General features: G+C 63.7%; 1 protein-coding gene. It reads left to right on the forward strand.

The genetic code is table 11. The annotated features are described in order from the left end of the window. A partial coding sequence (locus tag EOA85_RS36735) for a 3-hydroxyacyl-CoA dehydrogenase (RefSeq protein ID WP_245486413.1) occupies positions 1-630 on the forward strand: 630 nt, incomplete at both ends.

A 630-nucleotide genomic window follows, 5' to 3' on the forward strand; every position in this document is an offset into this window, starting at 1 on the left:
GGATGTCGTCGGCATGCATTTCTTTTCGCCGGCCAACGTCATGAAGCTGTTGGAAATCGTGCGCGCCGAGAAGACCGCGCCCGATGTGCTGGCGACAATCGTCGAGCTGGCACGGCGGATCGGCAAGGTGCCGGTCGTCGTCGGCGTCTGCCATGGCTTCGTCGGCAACCGCATGCTGGCCGCGCGGGGGTCGGAATCCGAGGCGCTTTTGCTGGAAGGTGCAACGCCACAGCAGATCGACCGCGTGTTCACCGATTTCGGCTGGCCGATGGGGCCGTTCCAGATGGGTGATCTCGCCGGCCTCGACATAGGCTGGCGCAACCGCAAGGCACGCGGCCAGACGGCAATGATCGCCGACACGCTGTGCGAACAGGGGCATTTCGGCCAAAAAACCGGCAGAGGCTTTTATCTCTACGAGAACGGCTCGCGTACGCCGGCTCCCAATCCCGAGGTCGAAGCGCTAATCCGCGACGAGGCTGCCGAGAAGGGCATCGCGCCGCGCGCGATCGGCGCTGACGAGATCATCGAGCGGACACTCTATCCGATGATCAATGAGGGGGCGAAGATCCTCGAGGAAGGGATCGCTGCCCGCGCCTCCGATATCGATGTCGTCTGGGTAAACGGCTACGG

Origin of the sequence: Mesorhizobium sp. M5C.F.Ca.IN.020.29.1.1, assembly GCF_003997375.1 — a bacterium.
GTDB classification, from domain to species: domain Bacteria; phylum Pseudomonadota; class Alphaproteobacteria; order Rhizobiales; family Rhizobiaceae; genus Mesorhizobium; species Mesorhizobium wenxiniae.